18 protein-coding genes and 1 pseudogene are annotated in these 17,841 nt (G+C 69.1%); 9 read left to right on the top strand and 10 right to left on the bottom strand.

Annotated elements, in window-relative coordinates; all coding sequences use genetic code 11:
* Positions 1-166 precede the first annotated feature (166 nt).
* Positions 167-847, top strand: coding sequence for a peptidylprolyl isomerase (locus QE377_RS08015; RefSeq protein ID WP_307321589.1), 681 nt, complete (start codon positions 167-169; stop codon positions 845-847).
* Positions 848-985: 138 nt separating this feature from the next.
* On the opposite strand, the gene QE377_RS08010 is transcribed toward QE377_RS08015, so the two are convergent.
* Positions 986-1,777, bottom strand: a complete 792-nt coding sequence (locus QE377_RS08010; RefSeq protein WP_307321586.1) for a hypothetical protein — start codon at positions 1,775-1,777, stop codon at positions 986-988.
* 111 nt (positions 1,778-1,888) lie between these two features.
* Here QE377_RS08010 and argG point away from each other — a divergent pair, with 111 nt between their 5' ends.
* The 5 genes from argG to QE377_RS07985 all read left to right on the top strand — a co-directional run bounded on the left by argG (position 1,889) and on the right by QE377_RS07985 (position 7,554).
* On the top strand, positions 1,889-3,331 hold the full coding sequence (gene argG, locus QE377_RS08005) for an argininosuccinate synthase (protein WP_307321583.1): 1,443 nt from the start codon (positions 1,889-1,891) through the stop codon (positions 3,329-3,331).
* A gap of 47 nt (positions 3,332-3,378) precedes the next feature.
* Complete coding sequence (locus tag QE377_RS08000) at positions 3,379-3,996, top strand: TetR/AcrR family transcriptional regulator (protein WP_307321581.1); 618 nt, start codon at positions 3,379-3,381, stop codon at positions 3,994-3,996.
* Positions 3,996-4,625 (top strand): hypothetical protein, encoded by a 630-nt coding sequence (locus tag QE377_RS07995; protein ID WP_307321579.1) that lies wholly within the window; start codon positions 3,996-3,998, stop codon positions 4,623-4,625. The genes QE377_RS08000 and QE377_RS07995 overlap by 1 nt, the downstream gene beginning before the upstream one ends.
* Positions 4,622-6,475: a YhgE/Pip domain-containing protein gene (locus tag QE377_RS07990; RefSeq protein ID WP_307321577.1), complete on the top strand. Its 1,854-nt coding sequence runs from the start codon at positions 4,622-4,624 to the stop codon at positions 6,473-6,475. Before QE377_RS07995 ends, QE377_RS07990 begins: the two co-directional genes overlap by 4 nt.
* 344 nt (positions 6,476-6,819) lie before the next feature.
* Entirely contained in the window at positions 6,820-7,554 is a 735-nt protein-coding gene (locus QE377_RS07985; RefSeq protein WP_307321574.1) for a hypothetical protein, read from the top strand.
* Positions 7,555-7,611: 57 nt separating this feature from the next.
* Here QE377_RS07985 and QE377_RS07980 read toward each other — a convergent pair whose 3' ends face one another.
* Positions 7,612-8,466 carry an NAD(P)H-binding protein gene (locus tag QE377_RS07980; protein ID WP_307321571.1) on the bottom strand — a complete coding sequence of 285 codons (855 nt, stop codon included), beginning with the start codon at positions 8,464-8,466 and terminating at the stop codon, positions 7,612-7,614.
* Positions 8,467-8,564: 98 nt separating this feature from the next.
* Here QE377_RS07980 and QE377_RS07975 point away from each other — a divergent pair, with 98 nt between their 5' ends.
* Positions 8,565-8,930 (top strand): helix-turn-helix domain-containing protein, encoded by a 366-nt coding sequence (locus QE377_RS07975; RefSeq protein WP_307321568.1) that lies wholly within the window; start codon positions 8,565-8,567, stop codon positions 8,928-8,930.
* Positions 8,931-8,954: 24 nt separating this feature from the next.
* Here QE377_RS07975 and QE377_RS07970 read toward each other — a convergent pair whose 3' ends face one another.
* From QE377_RS07970 to QE377_RS07935, 8 genes are all read right to left on the bottom strand, one after another.
* On the bottom strand, positions 8,955-10,352 hold the full coding sequence (locus QE377_RS07970) for a LuxR C-terminal-related transcriptional regulator (protein WP_307325907.1): 1,398 nt from the start codon (positions 10,350-10,352) through the stop codon (positions 8,955-8,957).
* A 68-nt stretch (positions 10,353-10,420) separates the two neighbouring features.
* Positions 10,421-11,035: a signal peptidase I gene (locus tag QE377_RS07965; RefSeq protein WP_307321566.1), complete on the bottom strand. Its 615-nt coding sequence runs from the start codon at positions 11,033-11,035 to the stop codon at positions 10,421-10,423.
* On the bottom strand, positions 11,032-11,706 hold the full coding sequence (locus QE377_RS07960; RefSeq protein WP_307321564.1) for a hypothetical protein: 675 nt from the start codon (positions 11,704-11,706) through the stop codon (positions 11,032-11,034). Before QE377_RS07960 ends, QE377_RS07965 begins: the two co-directional genes overlap by 4 nt.
* A complete protein-coding gene (locus QE377_RS07955; protein ID WP_307321562.1) occupies positions 11,703-12,983 on the bottom strand; it encodes a hypothetical protein in 1,281 nt (426 codons plus the stop codon). Before QE377_RS07955 ends, QE377_RS07960 begins: the two co-directional genes overlap by 4 nt.
* Positions 12,980-13,579, bottom strand: coding sequence for a hypothetical protein (locus QE377_RS07950; protein WP_307321559.1), 600 nt, complete (start codon positions 13,577-13,579; stop codon positions 12,980-12,982). The genes QE377_RS07955 and QE377_RS07950 overlap by 4 nt, the downstream gene beginning before the upstream one ends.
* Positions 13,576-14,172, bottom strand: coding sequence for a hypothetical protein (locus QE377_RS07945; protein ID WP_307321556.1), 597 nt, complete (start codon positions 14,170-14,172; stop codon positions 13,576-13,578). The genes QE377_RS07950 and QE377_RS07945 overlap by 4 nt, the downstream gene beginning before the upstream one ends.
* On the bottom strand, positions 14,169-14,795 hold the full coding sequence (locus QE377_RS07940; RefSeq protein ID WP_307321553.1) for a hypothetical protein: 627 nt from the start codon (positions 14,793-14,795) through the stop codon (positions 14,169-14,171). The genes QE377_RS07945 and QE377_RS07940 overlap by 4 nt, the downstream gene beginning before the upstream one ends.
* A 75-nt stretch (positions 14,796-14,870) precedes the next feature.
* On the bottom strand, positions 14,871-15,494 hold the full coding sequence (locus QE377_RS07935; RefSeq protein WP_307321550.1) for a hypothetical protein: 624 nt from the start codon (positions 15,492-15,494) through the stop codon (positions 14,871-14,873).
* A 242-nt stretch (positions 15,495-15,736) separates the two neighbouring features.
* Here QE377_RS07935 and QE377_RS07930 point away from each other — a divergent pair, with 242 nt between their 5' ends.
* Entirely contained in the window at positions 15,737-17,167 is a 1,431-nt protein-coding gene (locus QE377_RS07930) for an RNA polymerase sigma factor (protein WP_307321547.1), read from the top strand.
* A 68-nt stretch (positions 17,168-17,235) separates the two neighbouring features.
* Positions 17,236-17,712, top strand: a pseudogene (locus QE377_RS17365) (RNA polymerase sigma factor); the annotation flags it as partial.
* Positions 17,713-17,841: the final 129 nt, after the last annotated feature.

Here is a 17,841-nt window from a genome sequence, read left to right as displayed (position 1 = left end):
CTGCGCCTCAGAACAACTGGCGCGGGTGTGCAGAAGTGTGGCACCTCGCGTCCGGCGACCCCGCCCACCCCGCGCTGTGCCCAGACCCGCCCGCGACACCCGCGCGACCTGGTCATATCCGCAAAGGCCACACTGCGAATCCCATGCGCACGGATACGCTGACTGCATGCGTGCCCGACTCCTCGCTCTTCCCCTCACCGTCGCCGCCCTCGCCCTCCTGTCCGGATGCGCGAGCGCGGCCCCTGCCCCCGCCCTCACGACCCAGAGCACGGCCTCGTCCGCTGAGACAGAGACGGCCGGCACCTGCACCTACTCCGCCGGCGGCGCCGCGGCGCGCGAGGTCACGACCCCGCCGTCCGAGCCCGCCGTCACCGGCACCGTCGCCGTCACGCTGCAAACCTCCGCCGGCGACATCCCGATCAGCATGGATGCGGACCGCACCCCCTGCACGGTGAACAGCTTCGTCTCCCTCGCCACCCAGGGGTACTACACCGACACGAACTGCCACCGGCTCACGACCTCCGGCATCTTCGTGCTGCAGTGCGGCGACCCCACCGCGACCGGCATGGGCGGCCCCGGCTACCGCTACGCCGATGAGCTGGACGGATCCGAGACCTACCCGGCGGGAACCGTCGCCATGGCCAACGCCGGCCCGGGCACGAACGGCTCGCAGTTCTTCCTCGTCTACCAGGACACCCAGCTGAACCCGGACTACACGGTGTTCGGACACATGGATGCGGCCGGCATCGCCCACGTGCAGCAGATCGCCGCGGCCGGTACGGACAGCGGCGGCGCCGACGGGAAGCCGAAGACCCCGATCACGATCACCGGCGTGACCGTCGGCTGATCGCGGCCGCATACGCCGCCGGCGGCCTGCGACGTCTGTGTCGAGCGAGCATCCTTTCATCGAGCGAGCATCCGATCGAATGCGCACTCGGTGAATGTATGCGCGTTCGGCGCGTGGTCGCCTGCGCAGCGGGCTCGTTCAGCGCTTCGTGAACGTGTCGGTGATGTCGTGCCAGGCGTAAACCCCGGTGGGCTGCTCGCCGTGCGCGAAGTCGATGAGGATGCGCCGGGCATCATCGACGTCGAGCAGCTCGTTCGCGAGGATCGTCTGGGTCGCCCGGAATCGCGCCAGCCGCACATCGGGTCCGGACGTGTCGGGATCCGTCGCCGCCACGCCGTGCCAGAAGCCGCGGATGCGGGCGAGGCCGCGACGACGGCGGCGCCACTCGACCGTCAGCCCCGCACGGCCGCCGGCCGTCTGCGCGTAGTCGTCCTGCGAAGATTCGAGGATGACGTAGCCCGGGCCGTTGACGTCGTCGATCCAGCTCACGGCGGCCGCGATCAACGCGTCCGACGGCGCCTCGTGCGTGCCGAGCGTCTCGGTGCGCAGGACGAGTCCCGGATGCGGCGCGTCCTCGAAGCTCTCGGTCGGCGGCCACCAGACCCGGTCGGCCGCGGTGCTGTACGCCCAGACGGCCAGCGAGTGCCGTGCCGCCGTCGCCCAGACGAGCGGTTCCAGCTCATCTGCCGCATCCCATGCGCAGTGCAGGGTCGCCGTCTGGCCGGCCGGTCCGTAGTCGGCGTAGCGACCGCCGGGAGGCAACTCCTCCGGTGCTTCCTCGTAGCCGCGGAAGCTCTGACGCATCTCGCGTTCCCAGGCGGCGATGGATGCGGCGGGTGCGCTCCCGATCTGCGCGTCGAACCACTCCTGCAGCCGGTACACGTCCCGCGGCGCGCCCGCGGGATCGAACACGGCGATATCGAACGACATGTGCTCCCCCTGATCCTCTCCGCCCAGTCTTCCCCTCGCCGCCACGGCAGGCGAGTTCTCCACAGAAGCGGCGGCACGGGCCGCATCCGTCGGCTCAGTAGAATCGAGAGCATGTCCAAGGTCCTGCAGTCCCTGCCCGTCGGCGAGCGCGTCGGCATCGCGTTCTCCGGGGGCCTCGACACCTCCGTCGCCGTCGCGTGGATGCGCGACAAGGGCGCCGTGCCCTGCACGTACACGGGAGATCTCGGCCAGCCCGACGAGGACGACATCGCGTCGATCCCCGGCCGCGCGCTGCAGTACGGCGCCGAGGTCTCGCGCCTGGTCGACTGCAAGACCGCGCTGGTCGAGGAGGGCTTCGTGGCCCTGGCCTGCGGCGCCTTCCACATCCGCAGCGCCGGGCGCACCTACTTCAACACGACGCCCCTCGGCCGCGCGGTCACGGGAACCCTCCTCGTGCGCGCCATGAAGGAGGACGGCGTCGACATCTGGGGCGACGGCTCCACCTACAAGGGCAACGACATCGAGCGGTTCTACCGCTACGGCCTGCTCGCCAACCCCGCGCTGCGCATCTACAAGCCGTGGCTGGATGCGGACTTCGTCACCGAGCTCGGCGGCCGCAAGGAGATGAGCGAGTGGCTCGTCGCGCACGACTTCCCGTACCGCGACAGCGCCGAGAAGGCGTACTCGACCGACGCGAACATCTGGGGCGCGACCCACGAGGCCAAGACGCTCGAGCACCTCGACGTGTCGCTGGAGACCGTGGAGCCCATCATGGGCGTGCGGTTCTGGGATCCGGCCGTCGAGATCGCCACGGAGGACGTGACCGTCACCTTCGAGCGCGGCCGCCCGGTCGCCCTCAACGGCGTCGAGTACACCGATCCGGTAGAGCTCGTGTTCGAGGCGAACCGCATCGGCGGACGCCACGGCCTGGGCATGAGCGACCAGATCGAGAACCGCATCATCGAGGCCAAGTCCCGCGGCATCTACGAGGCCCCCGGCATGGCGCTGCTGTTCATCGCCTACGAGCGTCTCGTCAACGCCATCCTCAACGAGGACACCCTCGCGACCTACCACGAGCAGGGCCGCCGTCTCGGCCGCCTCATGTACGAGGGACGCTGGCTGGAGCCGCAGTCGCTCATGCTGCGCGAGTCGATCCAGAAGTGGGTCGGGTCCTCCATCACGGGCGAGGTGACCCTGCGTCTGCGCCGCGGCGAGGACTACTCGGTGCTCGACACGACCGCTCCCCACATGTCGTACGGACCGGAGAAGCTGTCGATGGAGCGCGTGGGCGACGCGGCGTTCGGGCCCACCGACCGCATCGGCCAGCTCACGATGCGCAACCTGGACATCCAGGACTCGCGCGCACGTCTGGAGCAGTACGCGGGCCTGGGACTCATCGGCGGCGCGACCGGCGCGCTGATGGGCGAGCTGCGGCGCGGTGCCGCGGACGAGATCGTCGAGCACGCCGAGCCCTACGACGCCGACCGCGAGGGTCTCGCCGAGGCGACGGATGCGGTCAACGAGGCCGCGGCCTTCGACGCCGGAACCGACTGATCACAAACTGCACACGAGTGTGCAGTTTTGGGCGTAGACTCCTCGTCATGCCCACCGCTGTTTCGTCGCGCCCTGACGCCCTGCGCAATCGCGCGGCGCTCGTCGAGGCCGCCACTTCTCTGATCGCGCGCGACCCGCACGCATCCATCGCCTCGATCGCCGAGGCTGCAGGCGTCAGCCGCCGCGCCGTGTACGGCCACTTCCCCGACCGTGGGGCCCTCGTGGCCGAGCTCGTCCGCTCCGGGGCCGAGCGCTTCAACGCCCTCGCCGCCGAGACGACCACCGACGAGCCGGCGCCTCTCGCCCTCGCACGACTGGCGGCACGCCTGTGGGACGAGGCCGCGCAGGTGCAGGTCGCCGCGTCCCTCGCGCTCGACGACGCGCACATCGAGCAGACCGCCTACATCCTCGCTCCGCTCCGGCGCCGCCTGATGGCGATCGTGCGCGAAGGACAGGATGCCGGGACGCTGCGCACCGACCTGACCGCGCCGACGCTCGCGCGACTCATCGAGGAGGCGGCGCGCATGGTGATCACCCGTATCGATGCGGCGAGTTCGCACGCGCGCGGCCTCGCCGTGCGTACCGTGCTCAGTGTCGCCGGACTCTCCTGGCGCGAGACGGACGCCCTGCTCGAGACTCACCCCGAGCTGGCGGAGGAGGACTGATGCGCATCGAGGCGATCACCGTCAGCAAGGGGCGCGGCGGCCAGGCGCTGGCGCCCGTCTCCCTCGCCTACGAGAGCGGGAGCGCGAGACTCGCGACCGCGGAGACCGAGCAGCGCCCGACGGTTCTGGGACTCATCGCGAGTGGACGAATGCGGCCCGACACCGGAGTGGTGTTGATCGGCGGCGCGGAGGACAACTCCGCAGTACGGCGCAAGGTCGCGCTCGTCGACGCGCCCGACGTATCGGATCCCGCTCCCAACGTCACGGTGTTCACGGTCGTCTCCGAGGAGCTCATGTTCGCGGGGCGCCCCTCCAACCCGATCGCGACCAAGGCGTGGCTCACCGAGGCCGGCCTGCTGGAGATCTCGCGCACCCCCATCGCCGACGTCGCTCCCGCGGATCGGTTGCGCATCCTGTTGGAGCTCAGCGTGCTGCGCCCGGATGTGGAGGCCCTCGTGCTCGTCTCCCCCGACAGACACGGCGGCGATCCGCGCGTGTGGTGGGATCTGGCGGAGGAGTTCGCCGGCCGCGGGCTCGCGGTGCTGGTGATCGCCGGCCAGGCGGCCGGTGCGGTTCTCGCGGGCCGCGCCGAGCGGGCCGAGATGGATGAGACGGAGGTGGCGCGATGAAGGTCCCCGCGATGATCACGGCGGAACTGCGCCGACTGACGTCCACGAAGATGTCGGTCATCGCCCTGATCGCCCTCATGTGCGTGCCCGTGCTCTACGGCGGCCTGTACCTGTGGGCCAACCAGGATCCGTACGGCCGCCTCGATCAGGTGCCGGTCGGTCTCGTCGTCCTGGATGCGGGTGTCACCGAGAACGGCGAGACGACGAACTACGGCGACGAGGTCGCCGACAACCTCGTGAAGGACGGCACGTTCGACTGGCAGCGGATGAGCGCCGACGGCGCCCAGGACGCACTGAAGCACGGCGCGGTCGACTTCACCGTCACGATTCCCGCCGACTTCTCCGACGCCCTGCAGTCGGCTGCCGGAACCTCGCCGCGCCAGGCGGGGCTGGAGCTGTCGACCAACGACGCGAACAACTACCTCGCCTCCACGATCGGCTCCCAGGCGATCGAGAAGATCCGCGCCTCGGTCGCGAAGCTGGTCGGCACCCAAGCCGCCAACCGCCTGCTGACGGCGATCAGCGACATCCGGGGCAACCTCGTCACCGCGGCCGACGGCGCCTCCCAGCTCGCCGACGGCGCGGCATCCGCTCTGGCAGGATCCCAGAAGCTCGGCGACGGCGCCTCCCAGCTCGCCGACGGGACGGCCCAGCTCTCATCCGGCGCCTCCCAGCTCGCCGGCGGAGCCTCGCAGCTCGCCGACGGCGCGAGCCAGGTGGCAGCGGGCACCGCCACGCTCGACGGCTACGCCGACCGCGCGGCCACGGCGTCGCAGGGCCTGGTGAACGATCTGCCCGCCATCCGTTCCGCGATCGCCGACGAGCTCGCCGCGCGCGGCCTCACCCCCGACGAGATCAACACCGTGCTCGCGCGACTCGACACCCTCGGCGGCGACGTGTCGTCCGCGAACGACCGGGTCCAGTCCGCCGTGAGTCAGATCGACCGGCTGAACGCCGGCGCCGCGCAGGTGTCGCAGGGAGCGGCGAGCCTTGCGAGCGGTTCGGCGCAGCTCGCGGACGGCGCAGCATCCGCGGCAAACGGTGCGGCGGCGCTCCGCGACGGCACCGGCACGCTCACGTCGGGCCTGTCCCAGCTGGACGACGGCGCCGATCAGCTCTCGAGCGGACTCGCCGACGGTGTGGCGCAGATCCCGGACTCCGACGCGGCGCTGCGCGAGCAGCAGGCCGACACGATCGCCGATCCGGTGGATGTGGAATCGAGCAAGGTCGCGGCGGCGGCGGACTACGGCGCGGGGCTCGCCCCCTTCTTCGCCTCGCTCGCGGGCTGGATCGGCATCTACGCGCTCTTCCTGATCGTGAAGCCCATCTCTCGCCGCGCGATCACGGCGCTCCACTCCCCCGTCCGCATCACCCTGGCGGGCTGGCTGACGCCGGGTCTTCTCGGCGGCATCCAGATGATCGCGTTGTTCGGCGTGCTGTCGCTCGCGCTCGGGTTCACGTTCGCGAATCCGCTCGCGACGCTCGGCATCATGGTGCTCGCATCCCTCACGTACGCCGCGATCATCCTCGCGCTGAACGTGTGGTTCGGATCGGTCGGTCAGTTCCTAGGTCTGGTGCTCATGGTCCTGCAACTCGTGACGGCAGGCGGGACGTTCCCGTGGCAGACGCTTCCTGCGCCACTGACCGGACTGCACCACGTGCTGCCGATGGGCTTCGTCGTCGATGCGATGAGACAGCTCATGTACGGCGGCGACATCGCCCGGATCGGCAGCGACATCACCGTGCTCCTCACCTGGATGCTGGGAGCCCTGGTGCTCGCAGCACTGGGCGTCACACGGATGACGCACAAGCGCACCCTCCGCGACCTCGCACCCTCCCTCATCGGCTAGCCCGCCCGCATCCGCTCGCCCTCAGGGCCGCGAGAATGCATCTCCAGCACGAGATCTCGGGTAATGACAGTGATCTCGTGACAAGAATGCAGTTTCGCGGGATGGGTTCGACGTCGGGGACGGATGCGGGCGCATGCACCGCGCGCCCAGGGTCCTGCCACGGTTCGTCCAGAAACCCCGCCTACGGTGTCCAGGTCGCCCGCGAGCCCGAACTCGCACGGCGGCAGCCCCGACGACGGGGCCTGTCCACCCTGCTGGCGCAGCGCGTGATCGTCCCCGACGTCACTCGCGCCCGCGCGTTCTCCGTGCCCCGCGTCAGGCAGGCCGCTTGACCCTGGAGCCCTATGCCCCGCTTCCGTCGCGCCCTGTTGAGCGCTGCCGCCCTCGTGGTGGCCGTCCCCCTCCTCCTTCCTACGGCAGCCTTCGCAGCCTCCGACGACGCGGCTCCCACGCCGACCCCGTCGGTCTCCACCCCTCCGGCAGACCCCGCACCCCGCGCGATCGACCTCGACGCGTCGCTCTACCTCTCGCTGGCGCACTCCGTCTCCGCCTCCGCGGCCGGGAAGGCCGACACGACGACGCTCGACAAGGAGATCGCCCGGTTGAGTTCCTCCACGGAGCTCTCGGATGCGGTGGCCGAAGCGTCCATCACCGTGCTCCGCGACGCGACGGCTCGCGTCACGGCTGAGCGCAACGCGTACGACGCCCGCGTGGCCGCGGAGCAGCAGGCGGCGGCCGAAGCGGCAGCAGCCGCGATCGCGCAAGCCAACACTCCCGACGGCGCCCGCGCAGCGGCCCGCACGATGGCAGCCGACAGCTACGGCTGGGGTGGCGACCAGTTCTCGTGCCTCGAGGCGCTGTGGCAGCGCGAGTCGAGCTGGAACTATCAGGCGTACAACGACGGGAGCGGTGCGACCGGCATCCCGCAGGCGCTGCCCGGATCCAAGATGGCCTCGGCCGGCGAGGATTGGCAGACCAATGCGATCACGCAGATCCGCTGGGGTCTGGACTACATCGATCGCGCCTACGGCACGCCGTGCGCGGCGTGGGGCCACTCGCAGGCGACCAGCTGGTACTGAGAAGCTCATGAGGGAGGGGCACCCGCATGGCGCGGGTGCCCCTCCCTCATATCCGGATCAGAGCGCGGCGCGGAGTCCCTCGACCAGCGGCGTCGTCGGACGTCCGATCAGCTCCGACAGCGTGTGATCCTCGGAGTCGAGGGCGCCGGCGGCGATCCCCGCGTCCAGCGCGACGACGAACTCCGCCGTGCCCTCGTCGAGGCCGACACCGCGCAGCGTCTCGAGCAGGTGCTCCTCGGACAGCGCTACATACGTCACGTCGCGCCCGTGGATCTCGGCTGCGGCGGCGGCGAGATCGGCGTAGTCGAACGCCACGTCGCCGGCGAGCTCGAGCACACGTCCGAGGTACGCATCGTCGGTCGCGACGATGGCCGCGGCCTCGGCGTAGTCGGCGCGGGCGGCAGCGGCCACCTTCCCGTCGGCGACGGCGGCGGCGATCACACCGGACTCGGCGGCGCGGGCCACATCCTGCGCGTAGTTCTCGATGTACCAGTTGTTGCGAAGGACCGTGTAGCGAAGGCCGGATGCGGCGAGCGCCTCTTCGGTGGCGACGTGCTCGGCCGCCAGGGGCAGCGGGCTCGTGGTGGCGTGATAGACGCTCGTGTAGACCAGCCCGCCGACGTTCGCGGCTACGGCGGCGTCGATGACCGCCTGGTGCTGGGGCAAGCGCTTGCCGATCTCGGAGCCCGAGACGAGCACGAGGCGGTCGATCCCGGCGAAGGCAGCGTCGAGCGTCTCAGGGGCCTCGTAGTCGACGACGGCCGTGCGCACGCCCCGGTCGGCCAGGCCGGCGACCTTGTCGAGGCTGCGGGAGCCCGCGATGACGTCGGATGCGGCGACGCCGCGCTCGAGCAGGCTTTCGACGATGAGGCGGCCGAGGTGTCCGCTGGCGGCGGTGACGAGAATGGTCATGGGGGTGTCCTTTCGATCCGGTATGTGGGGGTAAGCCCACCTTCCCCCCGGGACATTCCCTTTGTCAGGTACCCACTTTGGAGTAAGGTACCCACGTCATGGTGAGTTTTGTGAAATTGCAGGCCCTGCCCGAGGGATTGTTCACCCACGCGTGTCCCACGCGGACGGTGCTCGACCACGTGATGAGTCGATGGGGCGTGCTCGTGCTGTCGGCGCTCGTGGGAGGGACGCTCCGCTGGAGCGAGCTTCGGCGTGCCGTCGACGGCATCAGCGAGAAGATGCTCGCATCGACGCTGCGTCTGCTCACCGCGGACGGCTTCGTCGAGCGCGAGTCCTTCCCGACGGTGCCGCCCCACGTCGAGTACCGGCTCACCGACCGCGGTCGCGACCTCATGGCGCGCATGCTGCCGCTGCTGGAGTGGATCGCCACGAACGCCGACGAGATCGTGGCCGAACGGCCATGAGGCCGCAACGGCATAACGCGCGACCTAGTCGATGATGCCGCGTCGTGAGGCTTCGATGACTGCTTCCGCGCGGGACGCGACCCCGAGTCGTCGGTAGATCGACTTCAGCTGAGTTTTCACCGTGTTCGCGCTGACTTTCAGCGCGGCTGCGGCCTCGGCCACGGTGTCGCCCTCCGCGATCCGCGCGAGGACGATGCGCTCGCGGCGAGTCAGAACGTCGGCCCGACGACCGGGCCATGCGCTCCGCGGGGAGGACGCCCGCCTCTCGGCACGGCGGGCTCGACTGTCGACAACATCGCGAAGCCGTTCGAGACGTTCGCGCTCGATGATCTCGCCGGCCTCCCGAAGCGCGGTCTCTTCCTCGATGCCGGACGAATGCGCCGCGACCGCCAGAAGGAGCTCCGCTCGCGCCACAGGCCCGACCTCACCACGGTCCAGGACCTCTCTCGCGCGCGTGACCGCCTCGAGCGGGGGCGACTGCTCCGCGAGCAGCACACACAGCGAGAAAGACGACTCGCGAGCCTCTTCGATGGGAATGTGGTCGCCATGCTCCCGCGTGCCCTCCACCATGCGCACAGCGAGGCGTTGACTGCGAACCACATGCCACGCCAGCGAGCCCGGCAGAAGCAGACGCGGGCCAGGCACAGGATCCTCCAGCAGGCGGCTGGCCGCATCCACCTCGCCACGACCGAGGCGCCAGCGCACGCGCGCCAACAGGAGCAACGGCCAGAGCTCGTCGATGAGATCGTCATCAACCCGCTCCAGCAACCGCTCCGCACCGGGATCGGCGCGCTCGACCGCCAGCAACCCGCGCGCCAGCAGCAGCCGCTCGTCGTCAACGCGCGACAACCACCCTTCGCTCGCGGACACCTTCTCCGTGCGGGCGATCGCATCGGAGGCGGCGACCAACCTCCCGTCCGCTGCGAGCGCGAGCGACATGAGCGCGAGAAGATGTCGACGCAGCCGGGGATCCTCTCTTCCCGACGCAGCGATCGCACGCTCCGCTTCGCGCACCCCCTCCGAGAACCGACCCCTCAGCACCTCCGTAAGAGCCAGCTCGCCACGGATGAATGCGTCGGAAGCCGTCGTCGAGGATCTCGGCGTCACCTCCAGCCTCTCGCTCAGCGACGCGGCGAACGCGGATGCCTCGACGAGGTCACCACGTCGGCGATGGAAGATGAGTCCACCGACGAGGTACGCGTCGATCTCGTCGTCGGCGGGATCCTCCCACGACCCGATCGAGGGCCACCTGCCGCTCGGCACCGCCCCGGCCAGCCAACGAAGCATGCCGGTGCGACGCAGGACCTCTACGACACCGTCGCGGACCGCTTCACCCTCGGACAACCGATCGACGAGCTGGGAGACCTGCACCGGATCCTCGAGGACGGCGTCGAGGAGGTCCCGATCGAGGACATCGACCACCTCAACCAACCCGACTCGATCGTCCGAGCCCCCCACCCCACTCACCATGTCGCGCACGACCGTCACACTCACCCTCGCGCCCCACGGCGTGTCTGCGGCCGGCCGTCGGCCTCCTCAGACCGTTCTCGCAGCGCGACCGGTCGCGCATCGGCTCCCAGACGTGACGGATCCAGAACGAAGAGCCCGATGAGGAAGACCGCGACACCTCCGATGATGAACCACCCGCTCCCGCTCTGGAGCGCGAGCGTCACGTAGCCCAAGCCGACGATGTGGAAGATGTACTTGCCGACCGTACGGACGTCGTACGGCTGCGGATCGTCGGTGTCGTTCGCATCACCACGGAGGATGAGCGATGCTCCTCCTCCCTCGATGGACGTGGCCTGGACGACCCGGTGAGTCACCAGGCCGAGGTCTCGAGGCCGTTGCACCGTGACGATGTCGCCGACGACGACATCGTCGGCCGGGACCTCCTGGGTGAACACGACCGAGCCGACAGGTATGCCGGGCGCCATCGAACCGGAGATCACCACGACGGGCCTGACGTTCGTCACGAGCGCAGCGAGGAAGACGAGGATGCAGATGGCTCCGAGCACCCCGGCCAAGGTCAGCACACCCGATCGGGCCGCGCCGTAGACACGAAGGATGCTTCCCCCGCGGCCAGCGACCCGGCTTCGCGTGCTCACGGTGTCACCGAGCTCGCGTGGAAGCGGATCCCGATCGCCGCCTGACCGCCGTTGTAGTCTTCGACGCCGGGCGCGTCGGGATACGAGATGGTCAGAGTGAAGGAAGTGTCGCTGCCCGAAGCTCCCGGGGTGTATGCCTCCCCTGCACTCAGCGGGTCGAGACCGCGGGCCCCGAGCGTCCCGAGCGAGGCGCTCGCCTGCTCCCACGTCACGCCCGTGAAGAGCGGATCACCCGACGCGTCCTGCGCGCTGAAGCGCAGGAGCGGAGCGATGTTCGGCACCCCGGGCGCTACCGTGCCGTCACCGTTGCGCAGGACGATGGAGAACGTCACATCGGCAGCGAGCCGATCAGTGTTGTTGAAGAGAGACACGTCCGTCGTGATCTCGTGGCCGGGGACCAGTCGCTCGGCCCCCGTCACGACCCAGTCGTATCCCGCGGGCTCGGTGGCCTGCTCGACGAGTCCGTCGGGGCGGATCACCGCGATGTCGAAGACACCGGAGAAACCGATCCCGTCTTCACCGAGATTCAAGTTGGCCCTGTCGGTGAGCGCTGCGCTGGAAACCCCGAACCCGGCGATCAGCAGAGCACCCGCGGCGATGAGCGCACGGGCGGAATCCCACCGCCTCGTCCTGCGGAGCCGACGTCGACGTCGGGTCGTCGTCTGATTCACTGCGCCACCACCTCAAGTGCGTTCTGACCGGAGAAGAGGATCTGTCGGTTGGCCCCTTGCGTGCCGACCGGCAGACCGATGGCGCCCTGAGGGTTGTACCCCCGACCCCAGAAGGTCCCGTCCTGCCGTTGCCAGAGGTAGTACCCCTGCCCCGCGGCGTACTGCGCGATGTTCGTGTCCAGGATCGCGGGCAGGAGCGGATTGTTGCCGTAGTCATCGGCCGCGCCATACCCCCACAGACGGCTCTGGCCGTCGAGGAGAACGACTCCGGTGTACCCGAACTGCATGGACACCACTCCGCTCAACGTCGGAACGAGTGCCGGCGAGGTGGGCGCACCGCGCCCCGTCCGACTCGCGCTGGAACCCCAGCTGAGGACCGTCCCATCCGAGAGCAGCGCGGCACCCATGTTGATGCCGCCGTCGACGGCGACGATGTACGGGGCACCCGCGGCGACATTGGCCTTCATCCACGGCGAGAGCGCCGTCAGCTTCGTCGCCGTCGCTCCGGCATTAGGCGTGCCCGGTGGCAGACTGCTTCCTCCCACGCCGCCCCAGTAATAGACGTCTCCGTTCTCGAGGATCACGAAGAAGTTCGTGTAGGCGCCTTTGAGGTAGACGGGACGCTGACCCGCCACGGACGGGTCGGGAAGACCGGCGAGCTGGCTCGCACCGGCACCGCTGTTGCCGCCATATCCGGTCGACGCCCCCCAGTGCCACACCGTCCCGTCCGATCGGATGCCTGCGCCGGCCGTCTCGGTCGAGGACAATGCGACGACCGAGTCGAGGAGCGCACCGGCGCCGTTCCACGCCGTGCCGATGCGCAGCCGCTGCGGGGCACCGGAGGGTCGGGTGGTGTCGGTCCCGTTTCGGGTGTTGTCGGAGCCCCACCCCCAGACCTGGCCCATCGCGTCCAGTGCATTGACGTCGTAGATCATGCCGCTGACCTGTGAGATTGTCGTCCCGGTCGGAAATGGGACCTGCTGCGGCGACTGTTGCCCACCGGGGTTCGCGGCGCCGCCGTTGATGTTCAGCGACGTGAGACCCCAGACGTAGACGTTGCCGGCGGACGAGAGCCCGAGCCCGGTGTCGACCATGCGGGAGTTGCGTGAGAGCCCCGGAGCGAACGGCGGGGTCGCGACGACCCCGATCGCATCCGTCCGGGCATATGCGTCGTCACGGTAGGCCGCGGCGGAGGGAACGAGCGCGGCGGCCACCGTCGTTCCCGCGATCGCCAGCGTGAGAGCCGCAATCGCTCTGCGTCGAGTGATGTTCGTCATGCGTAGTTTTCCTTTCGCCGGCGCGACAGGGCCAGCCAGAGGCCGAGGATCAGCACCGTCGCCCCCGCGGCGGCGATGACGGTCACCGCGAAGAGGTCCTGGCCCGTGATCGCCAGCGCCGGCGGAGCGGCCGAGGCGACGGCGACGAATCGGAAGTCGAGCGTCGCCGAGGCGCCCTGGTAGGTGTTGTCCGCCTGGGCGGGGAGGGTGGCTGAACCGACGAGCCCGTACTCGGCGCCGGCGGCGAGGTCGGGAAGGGTGAGCGTCATGCCCCGTAGGTCTGCAGGGCTCCCCTCCGCCACGACGCGCGAGGTTTCGCGCTCCCGAACGGTCACCGTGATCGGCGTCGGCCCCTCCAACAAGCGTCCGCCATCATCGGAGATGCTCAACTCGAGGGGAAGCGGGCCCGTGGTGATGTTGCGCACCGACATGTCCCAGCTGACCGTTTCGCCGGGTGCGGGAGCCGTAATACTCACGGATGCCGGCGTCGCATCGATGAGGTTCTCCGCGGCCGAGGCGGGGATCGCCACCACCGTGAAGAGAAGCGAGGCGACAACAGCGACAGCCGCCCTCCGGACACGATTCCTGCGGTTCATCGACTCTCCCCTTCCGTCATGACGCCGACCGCCGTGGTCTTTCCGATCACGGAGATCCCGCTGCCGTCGGCGAGGACGGCGGAAATCGTCACGCGGTGCTCCACCCCTGGCTGCACGTCCGAGAAGACGAGCCCCGCGGCGTTGACATCTGCCGCCGTCGCCTCCGTCACCGCGGCCGTGGTCGCCCCGTCGAGGTAGACGGTGAATCGCAGCTGGTCATAGAGGTCGCCCGTCGCGGCCGGATCGGGATCCCAGAGTCGAAGTGTGAGATCGCCCGCGACGCCGGGCGCGCGATTGAGGAACGTGGCCTCGAAGACGACGGGGGTCGTTTCCGAAAAAGCAGCACCCGTCGTGGGGGAGAGCACGACGGCACCGGATGGCGAGGCGGCGTCCTGCCACTGTCCGGCGGCGTCGAGGACCGCGATGTCGAACTTGTCGGGGTTGCCCACCCCAGAGCCCGCAGCACCCGTACCGAAGTTGAGGAGCGCGTTGTCAGTGAACGATGCGGCGCTCAGCGCTACGACCGACGCAAGCAGAAGCCCCGATGCGAGAGCCGCACGAGCGCGACCCGTCCGCTTCACGAGGGGCGTCATGACTGCACCGCGTGGAACGAGAACAACACATCGGTCGTTGCGCCCTGCCAACGATTGTCGACGCTGTCGGGCAGGTCGATCGTCACTTCGAGCTTCTTCCACTCACCCGTCGCGAAGACCTGCGGCAAGACATGAGGGGTCAACTCCGGCGCCGCGACGTGATCCAGCAGGACGGGACCGTCGACCTCTCGCACGGTGAAGACGAGTTGGTCGAAGAGTTCCAGATACCTCCCTGTCGCCGGATCGGTAGCGCTTCCGCGGGGAGTCGGATCCTGCACCGTGAGCGAGATCGCCGCATTCAGGCGCGGGCTGTCGTTCTTGACGGCGATCACCGCGCGTACGGAGCCCCCGGGGGAGATGAGGATTCCCTCGTCATCCCCGGCGCCGAGCGGGACCGCATCCGGATTCCCCTGCTGCCAGCCGGCCGTCTCGGGCGACCACGTCTGGGGGTCGAGACCGACGCCACCCGCGGTCACGATGTCGAAACGGTTGAGTGAACCGTCCAGGTCGATTCGCACATCAGCGTGATCCGTGAAGGCTGCCGCGGTGGCGAGCGCACCGCCCGCGGCGAGCATCCCCACGGCCAGCACCGCGCGCGCCCGCCCACTATTCATAACTCTCATCGTCGGTTCCTCAATCGTCGGTGTCAGTGTCCGCGCGGCTGGACGCTTCCGGTGCGGAAGCGTCCAGCCGAAGGATCACGGCTGGACCGAGGTCGCCGCGAAGTGAGCCTGCACGTAGGACACCTTCGACTGCAGCGCATTGTTGGCCGCCTCGCTGCCCTGATCGGGCAGCGAGATGCTCACGCTGAGGGTTCCCTGCGCTCCCGTCACGTACGTGCCGAGATCGAGATCCGCGACGGCATCCTGCGTGGCTGCGCTGAGAACGGTGGTGCCATCCAGCGCGATCGTGTAACGCAGGGCATCCGCGATCTCGGGATCGGAGACGTAACCGGGACGATCCTGGAGAGAGAAGCCGATGTCGGCGCTCAGCTTCGGGCTCTCGTTGCGGAACGGGATGTCGACCGAGATCGTGTCCCCCGGCGTGATCGTGTCGGCACCGGCGACGGCGATGTTGACACCCTCGACGGTGTCGGCTTCCTGCCAGGTGCCGGGGACCGGAACGCCGTCCCCATCCGTGCCCACGACCTGGATGTTGAAACGGTTGTCGCCGCCGATGCCCGAGTCATCCGTCCCGTTGCCGAGGTTGAGGTTGGCGAAGTCGGTGAAGGCGGCAGCCGTGACGAGGCCGGCCACGGCGAGCAGCGAGCCGCCGGCGATGACCAGGCGCTTGGTGCCACGCGAGTGAGTGGTGGTGTTCATACGTGCTCTTTCTCTGATCGTGAAGGGGATGCCGAAGGCGGAACCCGACGCGGCGCGACGCGGCGTCACAGGTGAGACACGGATCCAGCCGATCCGTCACACCACTTCGCGAAATTCATCGGGTTCTGCGCGCGACGGCACCGTCCGGAACGCTTCAATCCATTCTCTTGAATGGAGGTTCGCACGTCGGCACGGCTGCTACAGTTCCAGGCACCCGTCTCGTCCAGACCGGGCTTCACGCTATGAGTGCCATACCCGACAGTGCTGCGCGCGAACGCATCGCGCAGGAGTTCCACGACCACGCCCCGGCGCTCGTGCGCTACGCGCGTCGGCTCGGTGCGAACGAGGCGACTGCGGAGGACGCAGTCGCGGAGTCTTTCGCCACCGTGCTGACCTTCGATGCCGAGCGGCTCCTCGGCATCGAGAATCTGCGCGCGTATCTCTACACGGTCACCCGGAGCGCTCTGCGACGCATTCAGGAACACGAGGCTCGGGTCCTTCCGACGACGCACGAGAAGATCGATCGCGCCGTTCCGGATTTCTCAGAAGGCATCTCGCTCCAGGTGTCCGTGCAACTCGCGCAACGCGCGATGAGCAGGCTCGACGCTCGACAGTTGGCCTTGTTGCAGCACGTCGTGATCGATGCGCGTCCTGCCGGAGAGGTCGGCGTCGAGCTCGGAATGACGCCGACGGGCGTGCGAACGGCCGTGCAGCGCGCCCGCGCCGCCGTGCGCTACGCGTACGCACTCGAGTATCTGGAGCTCGCACCCCCCGCATGCGGGTTCGACACAGGGATCATCGCGCGCGTCGTCACCGATCGCGCCGGAGCGAGAGAGAGGCGCCGTTATCGCGAACACTGCGCTGGCTGCGAGCTCTGCCCGCGTCTTGAGCGCAACCTTCTGGACGAGCTCGCCGCCGGCTCCCTCGTCCCCGTGCTCGCCATCGCCCTGCCAGTCTCGGCGGCGGCCATCGTCGCGCCCGCGTCCTCCGCGAGGGCTGATTCGCCGAGGAGGATGACTGCTGCCGCTCTTCTGATCGCGGTAGCCGCTCTGGCGGTCGCCGCGGCCGCACTGATGTCACTCCCGCACGACATTCGCTCCGACGGTGCGGACGCGACGATCCCGGCGATGAGAGTCGATGTCGACTCCGTCGACATCCGTGTGGATCCCGGGTTGATCCCTCTGCTCATGCCCGCACCCGGCGAGCAACGGGACTGGCAGACGTCCGTGTCGAACGCTTCGCGCCAGCCGGTCATGCTCCTCGCAAGTCTCTCCGGCGACATGTCGCACTCCGATGAAGCGCCGATGCTCTCGCTGAGCCGCGACGGCGAGACAGCGCTGCGCGCGACGAACGCAGGTTCACTCCCGATCACCGTCTCGCTCGGCCGGCTGGGGCCGGGATCTTCCGCGCATCTTTCCGGGGACGTCGTGCGTGACCTCAACGACGTGCGGCAGGACCTGTCCGGAGCGGTGACGGTCACCGTGTGGGCTGCCGTGGCCACCGATGAGGATCCACCGCTCGGAACCCTGGTCGACGGGATGGTTCCCCGCGAGACGCTTCTCCCAGTCACAGGTGTTCCCCCGGAGTGGGCCTGGCTTCTCGTCGGCACCGCCTGTCTCGCTCTCGGCGCGGGAGGCCTCACGTTGTCGCTCAGATCACCCCGACGGCGCTGAGACTCACCCCGGCTGAATGCATGTATACATGCTAATGTCTCATTGCTCAACGGGGAGCGGAGGCAGCAATGGTCGACCACGCGTACAAGAGACGTGCTCTGGCAGCGGACGCCTTTCGTCGATACGCCCCGGAGCTCCGTCGGTTCGCGGCACGCCTCGGCGAAGCCCCCGCTGACGCCGACGACGTCGTCTCCGACGCCTTCACCCGCGTGCTCACTCTGGGCGAGGAGCGGTTCCTGGCGATCAGCAATCTCCGGGCATATCTCTTCCGTGTCACGCAGACCTCGATCGTCGAGCGACGCAAGCAGGAGGCCCGCCTTCCATCGATCAGCGCCGACGAATGGCCAGCGGCTCCCGGCGAGGTCGGCGACATACTGGTCCGGGACGCACAGATGCGATGGGCCCTGGCCGCCCTGCGTCGTCTGGCTCCGACACAGCAGCGGGTCCTGATCCTGCAGGCCGCGGGTCATTCCCGCGCCGACATCGCTCGAGCCCTCCGCATGTCGACGACCAATGTCTCGACTGTGCTGCACCGCGCGAGAACCGCATTGCGCACCCACTACGCGCGCGAGCTCATCGAATCCTCGCCCCCTGCGTGCGGAACCGACGGGCTCCTCCTCGCGCGGGTCGCGCTCGGTCTCGCCTCGGCCCGCGACCGGGAGCACTTCGCGGTG

It is taken from the genome of Microbacterium sp. SORGH_AS_0862 (assembly GCF_030818795.1).
Lineage (GTDB): Bacteria > Actinomycetota > Actinomycetes > Actinomycetales > Microbacteriaceae > Microbacterium.
This window is presented reverse-complemented; position numbering and strand designations above follow the sequence as displayed.